Below are 17,672 nucleotides of genomic sequence, written 5' to 3'. Positions count from 1 at the left end.
TATAATCCGAAGGGTGTGGATTGACAAATAACAGTTTAACCTCTAAAAATAAAAGGTATGAAAAAAATAGTATTGTTTTTAGCTATATTGTTCTCTTTTGCCATTTATGAAGTACAGGCAGAAGATTGGACGGATTTGCAGCATGAGGTTTCGTTTAGTTATGGTGGTTTTCCAGTGTTTGATATGTTGGATTACTATGAGAATCATTTTAATCCTGTAGAAGGTTCGGTTGACTTCTATGATGATAAAGGGAAGTTTGGTTCATTTAATATTAGTTATCTGTTTTTTCCGGATGAGAATTGGGGTATAGGGCTTGTTTATTCATATAATAATAGTGATAAACGTATATTGAATAATTTACTGCCTGTGGGAGATTTCAACAATTCTTTTCATACTATTGCACCGTCATTTAAATACAATTGGTATAACTACGATTTTATAACGTTATACTCGAGAGTGAATTTAGGAGTAACGATTGCCACATCCAAAGCCTCTTTCTTTAATGAAACGGAACATCAGACAGAAGAAAAGACAAAAGTAACACCATTCTTTATGTATCAAGTTTCGCCGATAGGTATAGAACTTGGGCGTCAGTTTGCCGGTTTTGTAGAAGTTGGTATTGGCCATATGGGAGTAGCAATGGCAGGATTACGATATAGGATGTGATATAAGGCTGATAACTTCATTGTCTAAATAAGAAAAGGAGTAAACGATAAATTTACTCCTTTTCTTATTTTATAGTTGTAACTATTTGAACTGAGTTCTTAAAGTTTTGCTTTAATGGCTTCGCTTTCCTTTTCGTATCCCGGTTTATTCAACAAAGCAAACATATTTTTCTTGTATGCTTCAACTCCCGGTTGGTTAAACGGATTAACATCCAGCATATAACCACTGATACCACACGCTCTTTCGAAGAAGTAAAACAACTGTCCGATATAATAAGGATTTACTTCCGGCATTGTAATCTTTATGTTGGGAACGCCACCGTCTACGTGAGCTAGCTGAGTTCCCAGTTCTGCCATCTTATTCACTTCGTCAACTCGTTTTCCTGCAAGGAAGTTCAAACCGTCCAGATTGGCTTCGTCGGTAGGAACAACCACTTTATGACTTGGTTCTTCAACGGAAATAACCGTTTCAAAGATGATACGTTCGCCATCTTGTATCCATTGTCCCATAGAGTGCAAGTCTGTAGTCAAGTCTACGGAAGCCGGGAATATACCCTTGCCATCTTTACCTTCACTTTCGCCGTATAATTGTTTCCACCATTCAGCAATGTAATGAAGTTTCGGGTGGAAGTTTGCTAAAATTTCAATCTTCTTACCGCTCTTATATAATTCGTTACGTGTTGCAGCGTAAATTTCTGCCAGATTTTCGGCAAAAGGAACTTTTACATCAGTTGCCTTTTCCATTGAAACGGCTCCTGCAACCAGGTCGCGGATACTGATGCCAGCCACAGCGATAGGCAGCAAACCTACCGGAGTAAGTACAGAGAAACGGCCTCCTACATTGTCCGGAATTATAAATGTTTTGTAACCTTCCTGATCGGCAAGTGTCCGTAAAGCTCCTTTTTTAGCATCGGTAATTGCTACGATACGATGTTTGGCCTCTTCTTTACCAACAGCATCTTCCAGTTGTTTTTTCAACATGCGGAATGCTAAAGCAGGTTCGGTTGTTGTTCCTGATTTGGAGATGTTGATAAGACCGAATTGTTTCCCTTTTAATATTTCACAAAGCTCATATAAATAGTCTTCTCCAATATTGTGGCCGGCGTAAACCAGAACCGGATTTTTTCGGTCTGAATGTAACCAGTCGAAGCTGTTGTTCAGTGCTTCTACAACTGCTTTTGTACCCAGATAACTACCACCGATACCAATGGCTACAACAACTTCACATTTGGAACGAAGTACGTTTGCCGTATTTTCGATGTCTGTTAACTCAGCATCTGTAATAGAAGAGGGGAGATGCAGCCACCCTAAAAAGTCGTTGCCGGCTCCATTGCCATTTTGTAAAGTGGTATTGCATTCGTTTGCCTTTGCAGCTTGAGCGTATACTTGTTCTTTAGTAATAAAGCCCAGTGCTTTGTCAATGTTTAGACTGATGTTCTTCATAATCTATATCGGTATTAAAAGGCAGGTTTACACCTACCTTTATATTTATATTATTTGAATGTTTCGGTTAATTGCCTGATAATGGTTGTCGGTGATTTTCGTTCGTATAGAATATCATATAAGGCGTCCAGAATAGGCATATTTACCTTGTATTTCTCATTGATTTCGTGGATACACTTGGTCCCATAGTAACCTTCTGCAATCATTTCCATTTCCAATTGGGCTATTTTTACGGAATAGCCTTTTCCTATCATTGTACCAAATGTCCTGTTTCGGCTGAAACGGGAGTAAGCGGTAACTAATAAATCTCCGAGGTAAACGGAATCGGTAATATCGCGCTCCAAGCCATGCACTGCATTGAGAAAATTACGCATTTCTTCAATGGCATTGCAAATGAATACGGCAAGGAAATTATCTCCGTATTTCATTCCGTGACAAATACCGGCAACAATAGCATATACATTCTTTAAAACGGAAGCATATTCAATTCCTGTGACATCTTTGCAACATGAGTTGCTCAGATATTGATTCTTAAATACAGAAGCAAAAGCCTGGGCGTATTCGATGTTTGGACAGGCAAGCGTAATGTATGATAATCTTTCGAGAGCTATTTCTTCAGCATGACACGGACCGCCAATAACCGCAATATTCTCGATAGGAACATTATAGTATTCTGCGAAATAATCGGCGACCAGCATGTTTTCATCAGGTACAATGCCTTTAATCGCGGAAATAATGAATTTATCAGCCATTGAAGTGGTGACTTTCATTAAGTGTTGCTTCAGGAAGGGAGACGGCGTAGCGAATATCAGTGTGTCTGATTCTTCGATAACTTCATTTATATCTGTATAAAATTTAATTTTTTCAATATCAAACTTTATAGCGGTAAGATAGCTCGGATTATGCCCAAGTTCCATGAACTCTTCTATCTGGTCCGGCCTGCGCATATACCAATTAATACTGTCTTGTGTAGAAAGTACAATTTTGGCTAAGGCGGTAGCCCAGCTACCACCTCCCATTATTGCAATTTTTCCGGGCAATTTCATAGTACCACTTTTATTTGGCTGCATTGGAGATCCATGCTTCTACCTGTTCCGCCGACGGATTCTGCAATTCCAGTTTATATTTTTTATTCATTTCACAGAGTTCTTGTCTTAGCTTATTCGGATTTACTTCTTTCAAAGTATCTATTGTTACATAACCTGCTTTTTGTAATGCAGGAACCCAAGCTTCGTCAATCCCTAATGCTGCATATTTGTCGGCAGTATCTTTCTTTACTGTTTTTTCCGGACGCATCTGCGGGAAAAGCAGTACTTCCTGAATGGTGGTCTGACCTGTCATCAGCATCACTAAACGGTCAATGCCGATTCCTATGCCGGATGTAGGCGGCATACCGAATTGCAGGGCACGTAAGAAATCCTGATCAATGAACATTGCTTCATCATCTCCTTTTTCGCTCAAACGCAACTGTTCTTTGAAACGTTCTTCCTGATCAATCGGATCATTTAGCTCGCTATAAGCGTTGGCCAATTCTTTGCCGTTTACCATTAACTCGAATCGTTCGGTCAGTCCCGGTTTGCTTCGGTGTATCTTGGTAAGCGGACTCATTTCAACAGGATAGTCTATGATAAAGGTCGGCTGGATGAATGTGCCTTCACAAAATTCACCGAATATTTCATCGATCAATTTACCTTTGCCCATCGTATCGTCTATTTCCAGTTTTAATTCCTTGCAGATTGAGCGGATTTCTTCTTCGCTTTTACCGTTCAGGTCATAACCGGTTTTTTCTTTGATGGCATCCAGTATTGGCAAGCGGCGGTATGGGGCTTTAAAGCTGATGGTTTTACCGTCCACTGTGCTTTCACTTGTACCGTTAACAGCAATGCAGATTCGTTCCAACAATTGTTCGGTGAAGCTCATCATCCAGTTATAATCCTTATATTGGACATAAAGCTCCATACAAGTAAATTCCGGATTGTGTGTCCGGTCCATACCTTCATTACGGAAGTTCTTACCAATTTCGTAAACTCCTTCAAATCCTCCAACGATCAATCTTTTCAAATAAAGCTCAGTTGCAATACGCAGATAGAGGCCGATATCCAGAGAGTTATGATGTGTGATGAATGGACGCGCACTTGCTCCTCCGGGTATAGATTGCAAAATAGGAGTTTCTACTTCCGTATATCCGGCTTCGTCCAATGCGGCGCGCATGGTTTTGATGACTGCTGCGCGTTTCAAGAAAATATCTTTTACGCCATCGTTTACTACCAGGTCAACATAACGCTGGCGGTAACGCATTTCTGCATCATTGAATCCGTCGTAAGCTACGCCGTCTTTGTACTTAACGATCGGCAGCGGTTTGAGTGATTTGGATAACACTGTCAGTTCCTGTGCATGAACAGAAATTTCACCCATCTGTGTACGGAATACAAAACCTTTGATTCCGACAAAATCACCGATGTCCAATAATTTTTTAAATACGGTATTGTATAGTTCTTTATCTTCACCCGGACAAATATCATCACGGGAAATATATACTTGTATTCTGCCTTCTGAATCCTGTAGCTCCATAAAAGATGCCTTTCCCATGATACGGCGGCTCATAATACGACCGGCAATGCTTACAGAGCGAGGTTCTGCGTCATCTTTGAAAGAATCTTTTATTTCTTTTGAGAAAGCGTTTGTTACATACTCTGCAGCGGGATAAGGTTCTATTCCCATCTGGCGTAACTGCTCCATGCTGTTACGTCTAAATATTTCCTGTTCACTCAGTTCTAATAGATTCATTACGCTATTATTTTGTATAATACAGCGCAAAAGTACAAAACTTTTCCTAAAAACCGCTGGTGTTGTTGCTCCTTTTCATATCCCATTCGGAAGGAAATAAATTTTCTTTCGAGAGAAATTCAAATTCCTTTCGAGAGGAACTTATTTTATATTTATATCGGGTAGTTTGAAATAATGACGTATATTCTCCGGTAAAAAGAAGCGAACATCTTTTCCCTGCTGATAAGATTCCCGGATGAAAGTAGATGATATTTCCAAAATAGGAGCATCTACCGCGTGGATATTGGGATAACAATCGGGAATATGTATATCAAATCCGATACGAGGATAAATGAATATAGGATATTGTTCCAGTATTAGCAGATAATCTTTCCATTTACTGATATTGTTCCAATTGTCTGCCCCCATGATAAAATAGAATTTCCGGTCGGGATAAGCTTTCTCCAACGCACGAAGCGTGTTGATCGTATAGGTTGGCTGAGGAAGTGAGAATTCGAAGTCGCTGGCTTGGAATTTGGGATAGCCGGCAATAGATTTCTTTACCAGTTTATAGCGGAGCTGATCATTCATCAGGTCTTCCTTGTCTTTTTGCGGATTGTGGGGAGTGATCAGAAACCATAACTCATCCAGTTCTGTATATTCACACAACCAGTTGGCAAGGGCCAAATGACCGATGTGAACCGGGTTGAAAGAGCCTGAATAAATACCGGTTTTCAATCTGTTGACAGAGTTATTAGCAGTTACTTTTTCCACTTTATAATGTTTATGACTTGTGCTATAAACACCAATCCCATACATCCGGCAATCAGATATTCTTTATAATAGAGGCTGGCAATGCCGGTACCCAGAGCAATAATAGCTATAGCAATAAAAGTGTACAGCCATTTGACGGACAGTTTTCTATTATTCATGGTATATTTAGAAATTCCTTGATTGTTTTTAGTGCTTCTTGTTGTGCTTTTTCTAAATTATCGTTCACTATGATAACGTCAAACTTATTAGCAAAACTCAGTTCATATTCTGCTTTTGCAATACGACTATCGATCACATCAGGAGCATCTGTGCCTCGTTTCTCAAGACGTTCACGCAGATGGGTAATGCTGGGAGGCTGGATGAAAACGGAAAGTGCACGGTCGCCATAAAACTTTTTAATATTGCAACCGCCTACCACATCAACATCGAATATTACATTATTGCCCTCATTTAGAATTCGTTCAACTTCACTTTTCAGCGTTCCGTAGTATTTGTCGGTATAAACTTCCTCATATTCAAGAAATTCATTCGCAGCGATACGGGTACGGAATTCGTCGGGAGAAAGGAAATAATATTCTACACCGTTTTTTTCTGTTCCACGCGGCGCACGACTGGTGGCAGAGATGGAAAAGTGCAAATGTAAATCTTGTTTTAACAGGTAATTGATGATGGTTGATTTACCTGAGCCCGAAGGGGCGGAAAATATGATAAGTTTACCAGCCATATCAAAACTCTTTTATAATACGTTTAATACTTGTTCCTTGATCTGTTCGAGTTCGTCTTTCATCTGAACAACGATTTTCTGCATTTCTGCATGGTTGCTTTTAGAACCTAACGTGTTAATTTCTCGTCCCATTTCCTGGGCGATGAATCCTAATTTCTTTCCCTGTCCGTGTCCGGATTCCATTGTGCTTAAGAAATATTTCAGGTGATTATCCAAGCGGTTCTTTTCTTCGTTTATATCCAGTTTTTCAATATAATAGATCATTTCTTGTTCGAAACGATTCTTGTCGTAATCCTGATTCGCTACTTTTTCAAGGTTGTCCATGATGCGTGTCTTGATTTTTTCTACACGCTCTTTTTCGTATACTTCTACGTCTGAAAGCAAATGTGCGATATTACTGATTTTCTGTTCGAATAATTTTTGCAACATAGCTCCTTCCTGTATACGGAAATCGCATAACTGTTTGATTGCATCATTAATGGCTTTTAGAACTGTTTCCCATTCTGTCTCGTCCGGTTCAACCGTTTCCGATTTTATAGTATCCGGCATGCGTAATAAGGTTTGAAACCAGTCGGATGGAACAGGTATATTCAGTTTGTTGGCAATTTCTTTAATTTGATTGTAGTAATTCTCTACAGCAACCAAATTGATTTGAGTAGGAGTATCTTTACCTATATATTCTATAAATATGTTGAATTCAACCTTGCCGCGTTCCAGAGTTTGTAATAATAAGCTACGTATTTCCATTTCGTTTTCTTTGTAAATGGATGGAATACGGGTAGACAAATCCAATTGTTTACTATTAAGAGCCTTTATTTCAACGGTTACTTTTTTAGAAGGGAGTTCGGCTGTAACCTTGCCGAATCCAGTCATTGATTGTATCATTTTTCTCAAAAGTTTGTGCAAAGATAGCTGTTTCAGTTGACAGTTGATGGCAGATGATTGACAATTATTAGTTTTGAGCTAGAAAAAGTTATTTTATTAAAGTTCTTATCGCGGAGTAATTTGTACATTTGTCTCGCTAATATAATACTGTTAATTGTCAACTGTTATGTCTTGCATATTAAATATAGAAACATCTACTTCCGTATGTTCCGTTGCTTTATCAATGGATGGGCAAGTACTTTTTGAAAAAACTTCTTATGAAGGTCCGTCTCATGCCGTTTTGTTGGGAGTGTATGTGGAGGAAGCAATCGCTGTGGCGAAAAAGAAAGGTGTAAAACTGAGTGCTGTTGCGGTAAGTAGTGGTCCGGGGTCATATACGGGATTACGTATAGGTGTATCGGTTGCTAAAGGACTTTGTTTTGGTTATGATATTCCATTGATAAGTATCCATACGCTTGATATTCTGACAATAGCTGCACTAAAACTGCAGAAGGAGGCGAATGATCGTTTGTATTGTGCCATGTTGGATGCTCGACGGATGGAAGTTTATGCTGCTATTTATAATTCAGGTTTAGAAGTTATTCGTGGAATCTCTGCAGATATAGTTAATGCTGATACTTATATGTCCTATTTAGAAAAAGATAAAGTTTGTTTCTTTGGTAATGGCGCAGAAAAATGTAAATCGATTATTACTTCTCCTAATGCACTATTTATGGATAATATTTACCCGTTGGCGGTTAATATGATTCCCCTTTCTGAACGAGCATTTATTGCAGGGGCATTTGAAGATGTAGCGTATTTCGAACCATTCTATCTTAAAGAATTTCAGGCAACAATAGCGAAGAATAAAGTATTGGGAAGTAACGTTTAATAACTTATTAAAACTAAATGGTCAATTTTCTTGTTTGTATTCATAAATCAATATGAAATAACATGAGACGAAAAAATGCAAACATGCTGTTGATCTTTGGAGTGGTAATTGCTATTGTTCTTTTGATGGTTTGGTTATTCTTAGGGACTACTTTGGAAGAAGATACCGAACCGGTTATAAATCCGATTACAATTGATCAGATGGATTAAATGAAATGTAATTATATAAAAAAGCCTCCGCAACAGATGATGCGGAGGCTTTTTATATGTATAGGTTAATTATCCTAAGAATCCTAATAAAATACCTGCTGCTACGGCTGAACCGATTACACCAGCTACATTCGGGCCCATAGCGTGCATTAACAGATAGTTGGTAGGATCGTATTCCAAACCAACGTTCTGAGAGATACGAGCTGAATCCGGTACGGCAGATACGCCGGAGTTACCGATAAGCGGATTGATCTTGTTGCCTTCTTTTAAGAACAGATTGAAGAACTTAACAAACAGGATACCTGCACAAGTTGCAATCACAAACGACAAAGCACCCAAACCGAATATCTTGATAGAATTCCATGTCAGGAATTGAGTTGCCTGAGTAGAAGCTCCAACTGTTACACCTAACAGGATTGTGATCGTATCGATCAGCGGACCGCGGGCTGTTTCAGCCAAACGGCGTGTCACACCACTTTCTTTCAACAGGTTTCCGAAGAACAGCATACCTAACAAAGGCAGGCCGGAAGGAACCAGGAAGCAAGTCAGCAACAAACCTACGATCGGGAAAACAATCTTTTCTGTAGAAGAAACGGCTCTTGGCGGTTTCATACGGATCAGACGTTCTTTTTGAGTTGTCAGTAAACGCATGAATGGGGGCTGGATAATAGGTACCAATGCCATATATGAATATGCAGATACCGCAATAGCACCCATCAGGTTTGGAGCTAGTTTGGATGAAAGGAAGATGGCCGTAGGACCATCTGCACCACCGATGATACCGATAGCACCAGCCTGGTTAGGCTCAAATCCCATCTGAAGAGCAATAATGTAAGCTCCGAAGATACCAAATTGAGCAGCGGCGCCAATCAACATCAGCTTTGGATTGGAAATCAAAGCGGAGAAGTCGGTCATGGCCCCGATACCGAGGAATATTAACGGCGGATACCATCCGGAAGTTACACCCTGATAGAGGATATTAAGTACAGAACCTTGTTCGTAAATACCTATCTGCAATCCGGCATCTTTGAAAGGAATGTTACCGATCAGTATACCAAATCCGATAGGGATAAGAAGCATAGGCTCAAATTCATATCTAATAGCCAGGAAAATAAACGCCAAACCTACAAGGATCATCACAAGATGACCTGGTGTAGCGTTGTAAACTCCTGTGTAAGTAAGGAATAACTCTAGGTTTTTTCCAAGGAACTGGAGAAAACTTTCATGAGCTACACCTGCTGCCTGTAATAATATTGATCCTAACATACTATTATCCTATTACGACGAGGTCAGCACCTTCCAGTACGGAATCCCCTTTGTTTACTTTTATTTCAATGATCTTACCGTCGCGGTCAGCGTTAATATTGTTTTCCATCTTCATCGCTTCGAGGATAAGTAAATTCTGACCTCTCTTAACAGCATCACCTACTTTACAGTTGACCTGCAAGATTACACCAGGTAGCGGAGACTTAACCGCGCCTTTGGTGGTAGAAGCTGCCGGGCGGGAAACTACAGGTTCGCCACTTGCTGTCGTTGGCGCTTGAGCCGGACGTTTTAAAGTGACCATTTGTTTTTTTGCCGGTTTTTCCATTTTTACCTGATAGGGAGTACCGTTTACTTCCACTTCGGCAATATCGTCTACTACGGAGTTGATATGTACTTTATATACGTTACCGTTAATAGTATATTTAAAACTTTTCATTCTTGTTTGTTTTTAGAGATAATTACTTTTTGGGTACTTCACGCAGACCGTAAATCTTAGAGCTCCACGGAGAATAAGCTCTTTGAACCTTGCGGATCGTAAGAACTGTATGTTCTATATCGTGGTTATCGTCGCTCATTTCATATAGAGCGGCTCCGATAGCTGCGAATATTTCTCCTGATTCCTGGCCAATATTCGCTGCAACAGCAGAAGTAGAGCCTGAAGCTTTCTGCGCATTACGTTTGCTGGCGGCGATAGAGAACTTTCCGATTTGTTTAAAGATAATGAACAACAGGAATAATCCGGTGAACACAACAGCCATAGCTGTCAAAGTCATACCGATACCTAAGGAGTCATTTGCCTTAAAATTGTCGATTTTCTCATTTGAGTCCAGTGTTACGTTGTTAGTGCTGGGAGTTACTTTTTGAAGGGTTGCCCATTCACCGTGTCCGTCTATTGTTCTACCATAACTGACATCCGCTTTTTGTAGAGCCGGAATAACTACTTCGTCAATTAGTGTTTTACCATCGGCATCATATAGTGCAATGTAATTTTCTGTTGACGGATCAAGAGTGAAATTAACATGGAATGTGCCACGATTAGGTTCTCCGTCCGCCCAGAATAAAGTATGCTGGTGTGGAGGGATGAGTGTCAGTACGTCACCCTTTGGAATCGGATATTTCTTTGGATTATTTTTGTCGTTAGTCAAAAAACATCCCTGAATGTTAACCGTTCCTGCAGAAGAGTTGAATAATTCAATCCAAGCATGACGTTTGCCGTAATCATCAACGTAGTTATCCTCGTTGATGACCAGTACTTCATTTATTCTCATGGAGGTTGCACGTTGCGCTTTTGCTCCGAATGAAACCAGCAAAGCGAACAGTAGCAGTACCCCTATTTTCTTATTGATCATATTCATTTCCTGTTTTAAGAATTATAGAGGCAGATTGTCATGTTTCTTAGCAGGATTGCTTAATTTCTTAGTCTGCAGCTGCTGCAAAGCACGGATAATACGGAAACGGGTATTACGCGGTTCGATAACGTCGTCGATATAACCGTATTGAGCAGCATTATAAGGATTCGCAAAAGCTTTCTTGTATTCTGCTTCTTTTTCAGCAGCGCAAGCTTTCGGATCTTCTGCCGCAGCTACTTCTTTTGCAAAGATAACTTCTACTGCACCGCTTGGGCCCATAACGGCTATTTCAGCTGTCGGCCAAGCATAGTTCATATCACCACGCAAGTGTTTAGAACTCATCACACAATAAGCACCACCGTATGATTTACGCAATGTAACCGTAACTTTTGGCACTGTTGCTTCTCCATATGCATAAAGTAATTTTGCACCATGCAGGATTACGCCATTGTATTCCTGGCCTGTGCCTGGTAAGAATCCCGGAACGTCTACCAACGTTACTAAAGGAATGTTGAACGCGTCACAGAAGCGAACAAAACGGCCGGCTTTGCGGGAAGCGTTACTGTCCAGGCAACCTGCCATTACTTTTGGCTGATTAGCAACGATACCAACAGTCTGGCCATTGAAACGTGCGAAACCTACAATGATGTTCTTGGCATAGTCTGCATGTACTTCCAAAAATTCTCCATTATCAATGATTGTACCGATTACTTCATACATATCATAAGCCTGATTAGGATTATCTGGAATAATGTCGTTCAGGTTATCATCCAAACGATCGATCGGATCTTTACATTCAATTAATGGAGTTTCTTCTAAATTGTTTTGAGGAAGGAAACTAATCAGTTTACGGATTAGTTGCAAACCTTCTTCTTCTGTGTCTACAGCGAAGTGAGCTACGCCTGATTTTGTTGTGTGTACACTTGCGCCACCCAATTGTTCTTGCGTTACATCTTCACCGGTTACTGTTTTTACAACTTTAGGACCTGTAAGGAACATATAGCTTGTTCCGCGAGTCATGATGTTAAAGTCTGTCAGAGCAGGAGAGTATACGGCACCACCTGCACAAGGACCGAAAATACCGGAAATCTGAGGAACAACGCCTGATGCGAGGATATTACGCTGGAATATCTCTGCATAGCCGGCTAAAGCATTTACTCCTTCTTGAATACGTGCGCCACCTGAGTCATTCAAACCGATAACCGGTGCTCCCATCTTCATGGCTTGATCCATTACTTTGCAGATCTTCATTGCCAAAGATTCGGACAATGCTCCTCCAAAAACAGTAAAGTCTTGTGCATAAATATATACCAGACGTCCGTCGATTGTACCATAACCTGTTACGATACCATCGCCCAGATATTTGGTTTTTTCAATGCCGAAGTTTGTACAACGATGTTGTACAAACATGTCGAATTCTTCAAAACTACCTTCATCAAGCAACATGGCGATACGTTCACGAGCTGTGTACTTACCTTTTTTGTGCTGTGATTCAATTCTTTTTTCTCCACCACCCAGACGAGCTGTCTCGCGAAGGGCAATAAGCTCTTTTACTTTTTCAAGCTGGTTACTCATTGTATTTTGATTTGTTGTTAGAAATGAACTATTTTAGTTGAAAATGGCAGTTGATAACTCTTTCAGTTTATATCTGTTAGCTCTCAACTGTCAATGGTATTATTTGTTTCCCGGCATACAAAGTTCAGTTAGTACGCTGCAGGTTGATTTTGGATGAAGGAATGCAATATTTAGGCCTTCAGCACCACCGCGAGGAGCTTCGTCAATCAATCTGACACCTTTTTCTTTAGCTTCGTTTAATGCAGCCTGTACATCGGGAACGGCAAATGCGATATGATGAATACCTTCACCTTTCTTTTCGATGAATTTAGCGATTGTGCTATCTTCACTAGTCGGTTCTAGTAGTTCGATTTTAGTTTGGCCTACTTTGAAGAATGCAGTTTTTACTTTTTGATCGGCAACTTCTTCGATGTTATAGCATTTTAAGCCTAGTACCTGTTCATAATAAGGTAAGCATGCCTCGATACTCTTAACTGCAATACCCAAATGTTCAATATGTGTAAGTTCCATGTGAATAATAAATTAAAGATTTAGTAATTATTTCTATTTTATGTCTGCAAAGGTACATTCTTTTTATGAATGAAGAAATAATTCTTTATTTTTATCTAGCCTTTAAATATGTTTAAAGGTAGACTTTTTTGTGCCGGATTGATATTGGGAATGTGGTACGGGATAGATCGGGATTTTTTTCTAAAATCATCGGGATGATTTCTAAAAATGATCCCGATGATTTTGAAAAATGTTATCAATATTATGAGGTGGATAAATCCGACTTAAAAATCTACAATTAAGCGTACGTTCAATTGTCTTCCTGTCAGGTAATTGGGTACGGCATATTGATAACTATAGACATCTGTTATCCAATAGTAGGAGTTAACGTTCTTTATGTCGAAAATATTGAAAACATCTACTCCCAACCAAATATTTTTCAGATGGCGGAAAAAACCTCTGTCCATAATAGCATCCGTTCCTCCTGCCAGTTGATATGAAAGGCCTAAATCAACACGTTTGTAAGCGGGGGTACGATGATAACCGCTTTCATAACCTTTCCGTGGAGCAGTGACAGGCAAGCCTCCGGAAAGAACTCCTTTTAAGTTTAATTTTACTCTCTTATATCCCGGAAAATAGTCTTGAAAGAACAACGATACGTTGTATCCCTGACTGTTTGGCATAGGCGCTTTTGTTGTTTCCCGGATAGTTTGTTCTGCTTTCATAAGGGAAAAACTAATCCATGAATCAGTTCCGGGAACAAACTCCCCGAAAAACTTTACATCTAGTCCCATGGCGTAACCTGTAGCGCAGTTTTCTCCATAATACCGGATTTTAACATTGTCTATAGTATATGGATTTAAATTATCTAGTTTCTTGTAATAGAGCTCGGTTGTGAGCTTGAAATTTCTGTCTACCGCACGGAAAGTATAATCTCCTCCTAAAATAAAGTGGATGGAGCGCTGTGATTTTAATTTATTGTTTAGTACAGTGATATTGTTTCCGTTCTCATCTTTTACGGTTTGCCGTAATTCTTTATAGAATGGTGACTGGTAGTAAAGACCCGAAGCCAAACGAAGCGTCAGATTTTGGTCGAAGTTAGGAATGAAACCAATAGAGACACGTGGACTGAAAATAAACTCTTTATTATACGTCCAATAACTACCCCGAACTCCTCCAACAAGTGTGAATAGTCCTTGCTTGGTCCGGAATTTGAACGCGTCTTGAAGATAAGCGGATAGACGGGTGCTTTCTATCTCTTGGTCGGAAAACAGGTTGTCTATCAGGTTGACTGATGTGCCGGTTTGAGGTAGGGAGTAACCGGAAGAATCTCGTTTTTCCCATTCACTGATCCGGTCATTGATTTTTTCAAATTGTACGGTTGTTCCCCATCTTAACGTGTTGTTTTTTATACGGGTTACGCCATAATGACCTACATTCATAATGTTAGAACGGAGACGGTTTCTGGCATGCTCGTGATAACGCCCAACAGACATGGCGGAGCTTATGTTATCGTCTGGATTTTCAGCGCCATCTTCACTTAGCCAGTATTCGCCGGAAATATCGTAACTTTCTTCTTCTTTACTGTTGAATGCGGAGGCTTGAAGACCCAATTCCGTATTTTCGCTTGGATTGTGTTTTAAAGTTAATGCCCCGAATAATGTTTGAAACTTGTCTTTCTCCTGTCCGTTGAAATAAACAGTGAAGTTTTTAGGGTTTGCTAAAGTCCCGAAAGATGTTTCGCGGTTATGAGGTATGAACTTATAATTGTTGACAGACATATTACCTAAGAAGTTTATTTCCCATTTAGGAGCAAAATTGTAGGTCATATAGGTCTGTATATCTACAAAATTAGGATCGTATTCGGCGTCAGTATCCATTGTTTTAAGTAATGTTCGTCCTGTCTTGTAGCGTATTCCGGTAACTTGAGTGAATTTTCCGGTGGAGCTTCCTACATAGGCGTTTGCGCCTAATAAACTGGCAGAGGCCGAACCCTCAAATGTTTTGGGCTTTTTGTACGTAATATCCAGTACAGAACTCATTTTGTCTCCGTAGCGGGCATCAAAACCTCCGGCCGCAAAATTTACAGATTCCGTTAAGTCCGGATTAATAAAGCTAAGTCCTTCCTGCTGCCCGGAGCGGATTAATAACGGACGGAAAACTTCAATGCCATTTACATATACAATGTTTTCGTCATAACTTCCTCCGCGAACAGAATATTGGGAACTTAATTCGTTGTTGGAAGAAACTCCGGCAAATGTGACAACCAGACTTTCTATGCTTCCTCCGGCCGGGTCCGGTAGCAGTTTGATTTTATCGGCATTCATAGACTCCATTGTTGTCGTTTGTTTACGGATGGCTGTTACCGCAACTTCCCCCAGTTCCAGAGATGTATAGTTCATTTGAACATTTAATCTCATGTCTGTAGAAGCTTGCGGGATAATTCGTTCAGCTTTATTGTATCCCAAACATGAATAAATAAGGGCAATGGAATCGCCGGGCGCAACAGACACGGAATAATATCCCTTTTCGTTTGTCATGGCCCCGTTAAGAGTCCCTTTGACCCGAATATTGACTAATTCTAACGGATTCCCGTCTGCGTCACGAACATATCCGGTTATTTTGATACGGCCTTGTCCGAAAGCACTTGATGTTATTAATATAAATAGCAGTGCAGCTATTGCACGAATCTTCATAATCTACATTTTATAGATTTACTAACGTGAAAAAAGAAGGATGCGTATATAAACGTGCAAAAAATTATATTTATATTTGCACAAAATGACATAAAAGTCGGTACAAAGAAAGATAAAAATGGAAAGCTTTGCAACTCTTATCGCAAATAGAAGAAGTACGAGAAAGTTTACAGATCAGTTGCTTTCTCCGGAACAGGTTGAGCTTATTTTAAAGGCTGCTTTAATGGCGCCGGCTTCCAAGCGAAGCAATCCCTGGCAATTTGTCGTTGTAGAAGACAAAGAAATGCTGAAAACCCTTGCACGCTGCAAAGCTAACGGATCTTCATTCCTGGAAGGTTGCGCATTGGCTATTGTGGTGTTGGCTAATGTGATGGAGAGCGAGGTTTGGATAGAAGATGCCTCGATTGCTTCTATTTATATGCAATTGCAGGCTGAGGATTTAGGATTGGGCAGTTGCTGGTGCCAGATTCGTAATCGTCAGACGGAAGATGAGATGGATTCCAGTCAATATGTCCGTAATGTGTTGAATATACCTTATCAACTGGAAGTATTGTCTATTATCGGTATAGGCTATAAGGATCAGGTCCGTAAGCCTTTTGATGAATCTCATTTACAATGGGAGAAAATACATTTGGGTACATATAAAGTGCCTGAAGAAAAGGAAAATAATCAGAAATGAGAGTCGTATTTATCGGTGCCGGAAATTTAGCGACTCGATTGTCTTTGGATATGCAACGGGTTGGTATGACAATAGAACAAGTTTATAGTCATACATCTGGACATGCTAAATCTTTGGCCGATAAATTGCATTCATCATGGACAACGGAACTGGAGAATATTACTGCGGAGGCCGATTTATATGTGTTTTCATTAAAAGATAAGGTTTTACAGGAAGTCATTTCCGGAGTGAAGCCGAATAATGGTTTATGGATACACACTGCGGGGAGTATGCCAATGAAGGTCTTTGAAGGATATACAAATAATTATGGTGTGCTATATCCTTTGCAGACTTTTAGTAAAGAACGTGAGGTGAATTTTTCTGTTGTTCCTTTTTTTCTGGAAACGAACTCTTTAGAAAACAAAGAGATTTTGTTTAAAATAGCAAGTCTGTTATCTGATAATGTTCAGTTCTTATCTTCTGAGAAAAGAAAATACTTGCATCTTGCGGCTGTGTTTGCGTGTAACTTTACCAACCATATTTATACATTGGCGGGTAAAATACTGGCAGAACAGAAGATACCAACGGATGTTTTGCTGCCGTTAATAGATGAAACTGCGGCTAAGATACATTCGATGTCTCCTGCAATGGCTCAAACCGGTCCTGCAATCCGTTACGATGAAAATGTTATTAATAAACAGCTGGCGATGTTGGATGATCCGGAAATGAAAGCTATCTATCAATTGATTAGCCGGAGTATATATAAGGAGGTGGGGAATGAGTAGTATCAATTATGATCTTAAAAAGATTAAAGCTTTTGTATTTGATGTAGATGGTGTTCTTTCTTGCGATGTTATACCGTTACATCCAAATGGAGATCCGATGCGTACGGTTAATATAAAGGATGGCTATGCTTTACAACTTGCTGTGAAAAAGGGCTATCAGGTGGCTATTATAACAGGAGGTTATACAGAAGCGGTAGAGATTCGTTTTTCAAGGTTAGGTATTACATATATATATATGCGTAGTGCTATAAAGATAAATGATTTTAGAGACTTTATGGAAAAGACGGGTTTATCTTCGGATGAGGTTATGTATGCCGGAGATGATATTCCGGACTTTGAAGTTATGCAACAGGTTGGCTTGCCGGTAGCACCGGCTGATGCTGCTCCTGAGATAAAAAGTATAGCCAAATATATCTCTTTAAAGAATGGAGGATGTGGTGTGGCTCGTGATATAATAGAACAGACTCTTAAAGCTCAAGGCCATTGGATGAGTGAGGAGGCTTTTGGCTGGTGAAAT

19 protein-coding genes are annotated in these 17,672 nt (G+C 39.8%); 6 read left to right on the top strand and 13 right to left on the bottom strand.

Annotation, left to right across the window (positions count from 1 at the left end; all coding sequences use genetic code 11):
• Positions 1-57 precede the first annotated feature (57 nt).
• Positions 58-666 (top strand): hypothetical protein, encoded by a 609-nt coding sequence (locus C1721_RS00470; RefSeq protein WP_102406141.1) that lies wholly within the window; start codon positions 58-60, stop codon positions 664-666.
• A 98-nt stretch (positions 667-764) separates the two neighbouring features.
• On the opposite strand, the gene C1721_RS00465 is transcribed toward C1721_RS00470, so the two are convergent.
• From C1721_RS00465 to C1721_RS00440, 7 genes are all read right to left on the bottom strand, one after another.
• A complete protein-coding gene (locus C1721_RS00465) occupies positions 765-2,108 on the bottom strand; it encodes a glucose-6-phosphate isomerase (protein WP_102406139.1) in 1,344 nt (447 codons plus the stop codon).
• A gap of 50 nt (positions 2,109-2,158) precedes the next feature.
• On the bottom strand, positions 2,159-3,154 hold the full coding sequence (locus tag C1721_RS00460; protein ID WP_102409168.1) for an NAD(P)H-dependent glycerol-3-phosphate dehydrogenase: 996 nt from the start codon (positions 3,152-3,154) through the stop codon (positions 2,159-2,161).
• A gap of 10 nt (positions 3,155-3,164) precedes the next feature.
• Positions 3,165-4,895 carry a lysine--tRNA ligase gene (lysS, locus tag C1721_RS00455; RefSeq protein ID WP_102406137.1) on the bottom strand — a complete coding sequence of 577 codons (1,731 nt, stop codon included), beginning with the start codon at positions 4,893-4,895 and terminating at the stop codon, positions 3,165-3,167.
• A 141-nt stretch (positions 4,896-5,036) separates the two neighbouring features.
• Entirely contained in the window at positions 5,037-5,648 is a 612-nt protein-coding gene (nadD, locus tag C1721_RS00450; RefSeq protein ID WP_234347223.1) for a nicotinate (nicotinamide) nucleotide adenylyltransferase, read from the bottom strand.
• Positions 5,636-5,806, bottom strand: coding sequence for a hypothetical protein (locus C1721_RS16150; protein WP_199830388.1), 171 nt, complete (start codon positions 5,804-5,806; stop codon positions 5,636-5,638). Before C1721_RS16150 ends, nadD begins: the two co-directional genes overlap by 13 nt.
• Complete coding sequence (gene gmk / locus C1721_RS00445; RefSeq protein WP_102406133.1) at positions 5,803-6,372, bottom strand: guanylate kinase; 570 nt, start codon at positions 6,370-6,372, stop codon at positions 5,803-5,805. The genes C1721_RS16150 and gmk overlap by 4 nt, the downstream gene beginning before the upstream one ends.
• 12 nt (positions 6,373-6,384) lie before the next feature.
• Positions 6,385-7,257, bottom strand: a complete 873-nt coding sequence (locus C1721_RS00440; RefSeq protein WP_102406131.1) for a YicC/YloC family endoribonuclease — start codon at positions 7,255-7,257, stop codon at positions 6,385-6,387.
• Between the two features lie 166 nt (positions 7,258-7,423).
• Between C1721_RS00440 and tsaB the strand changes: the two genes are divergently transcribed.
• A complete protein-coding gene (gene tsaB / locus C1721_RS00435; protein WP_102406129.1) occupies positions 7,424-8,128 on the top strand; it encodes a tRNA (adenosine(37)-N6)-threonylcarbamoyltransferase complex dimerization subunit type 1 TsaB in 705 nt (234 codons plus the stop codon).
• Positions 8,129-8,190: 62 nt separating this feature from the next.
• A complete protein-coding gene (locus C1721_RS16145) occupies positions 8,191-8,337 on the top strand; it encodes a hypothetical protein (protein ID WP_199830387.1) in 147 nt (48 codons plus the stop codon).
• Positions 8,338-8,406: 69 nt separating this feature from the next.
• Here C1721_RS16145 and C1721_RS00430 read toward each other — a convergent pair whose 3' ends face one another.
• The 6 genes from C1721_RS00430 to C1721_RS00405 form a co-directional block, all read right to left on the bottom strand.
• Entirely contained in the window at positions 8,407-9,603 is a 1,197-nt protein-coding gene (locus C1721_RS00430) for a sodium ion-translocating decarboxylase subunit beta (protein WP_102406127.1), read from the bottom strand.
• Positions 9,604-9,607: 4 nt separating this feature from the next.
• Positions 9,608-10,039 carry an acetyl-CoA carboxylase biotin carboxyl carrier protein gene (locus C1721_RS00425; protein ID WP_102406126.1) on the bottom strand — a complete coding sequence of 144 codons (432 nt, stop codon included), beginning with the start codon at positions 10,037-10,039 and terminating at the stop codon, positions 9,608-9,610.
• 22 nt (positions 10,040-10,061) lie between these two features.
• The gene (locus C1721_RS00420; RefSeq protein WP_102409167.1) at positions 10,062-10,952 is read right to left on the bottom strand and encodes an OadG family transporter subunit; all 891 of its coding nucleotides are present in this window, start codon (positions 10,950-10,952) and stop codon (positions 10,062-10,064) included.
• Positions 10,953-10,973: 21 nt separating this feature from the next.
• Positions 10,974-12,527, bottom strand: coding sequence for an acyl-CoA carboxylase subunit beta (locus C1721_RS00415; RefSeq protein WP_102406125.1), 1,554 nt, complete (start codon positions 12,525-12,527; stop codon positions 10,974-10,976).
• Positions 12,528-12,626: 99 nt separating this feature from the next.
• Positions 12,627-13,037 carry a methylmalonyl-CoA epimerase gene (gene mce, locus C1721_RS00410; protein ID WP_102406124.1) on the bottom strand — a complete coding sequence of 137 codons (411 nt, stop codon included), beginning with the start codon at positions 13,035-13,037 and terminating at the stop codon, positions 12,627-12,629.
• A 263-nt stretch (positions 13,038-13,300) separates the two neighbouring features.
• Entirely contained in the window at positions 13,301-15,712 is a 2,412-nt protein-coding gene (locus tag C1721_RS00405; protein ID WP_102406123.1) for a TonB-dependent receptor, read from the bottom strand.
• Between the two features lie 118 nt (positions 15,713-15,830).
• On the opposite strand from C1721_RS00405, the gene C1721_RS00400 reads away from it, so the two are divergent.
• From C1721_RS00400 to C1721_RS00390, 3 genes are read left to right on the top strand one after another with little or no spacing between them, the layout of a single operon-like run.
• Entirely contained in the window at positions 15,831-16,391 is a 561-nt protein-coding gene (locus C1721_RS00400; protein ID WP_102406122.1) for a nitroreductase family protein, read from the top strand.
• Positions 16,388-17,155, top strand: coding sequence for a Rossmann-like and DUF2520 domain-containing protein (locus tag C1721_RS00395; RefSeq protein WP_102406120.1), 768 nt, complete (start codon positions 16,388-16,390; stop codon positions 17,153-17,155). Before C1721_RS00400 ends, C1721_RS00395 begins: the two co-directional genes overlap by 4 nt.
• Positions 17,148-17,669 carry a KdsC family phosphatase gene (locus tag C1721_RS00390; RefSeq protein WP_102406118.1) on the top strand — a complete coding sequence of 174 codons (522 nt, stop codon included), beginning with the start codon at positions 17,148-17,150 and terminating at the stop codon, positions 17,667-17,669. The genes C1721_RS00395 and C1721_RS00390 overlap by 8 nt, the downstream gene beginning before the upstream one ends.
• Positions 17,670-17,672 lie beyond the last annotated feature (3 nt).

Origin of the sequence: Parabacteroides bouchesdurhonensis (genome assembly GCF_900186615.1) — a bacterium.
Classification (GTDB): Bacteria; Bacteroidota; Bacteroidia; order Bacteroidales; family Tannerellaceae; genus Parabacteroides; species Parabacteroides bouchesdurhonensis.
Note: the sequence above shows the minus strand (reverse complement) of the source record. Positions and strands in the feature narration are given on the sequence as shown.